This is a genomic window from Olsenella uli, from assembly GCF_016899935.1.
Taxonomy (GTDB): Bacteria; Actinomycetota; Coriobacteriia; order Coriobacteriales; family Atopobiaceae; genus Thermophilibacter; species Thermophilibacter uli_B.
In genome coordinates, this window is sequence record NZ_JACJJK010000043.1 from 1 (window position 1) to 270 (window position 270).

The following is a 270-nucleotide window of genomic DNA, read 5'->3' on the forward strand; positions in this document are numbered from 1 at the left end:
ATCAAGAACCACGCGAAGCATTTCCAGCTGACACTCGCCGGACACACGCATGGCCTGCAGTTTGGGATTGAAATTCCGGGCTGGATCAAGTGGAGCCCGGTGCAATATGTATACAAGCAATGGGCCGGTTTGTACGAAAATGTAGGCAGATACGTTTATGTAAACCGCGGATTGGGCTTTCATGCATATCCCGGACGCGTCGGAATCTGGCCTGAAATTACCGTGCTCGAACTAAAAAAAGGCAATAAAGTAGCATAATTCGTTAAAAAC

Annotated in this window: 1 protein-coding gene; it reads left to right on the top strand. The window is 47.8% G+C overall.

What is annotated here, in order from left to right; genetic code table 11:
- Positions 1-258 (top strand): hypothetical protein (locus H6A07_RS09785; protein WP_440589999.1); only part of this gene is annotated, 258 nt, incomplete at its 5' end.
- Positions 259-270: the final 12 nt, after the last annotated feature.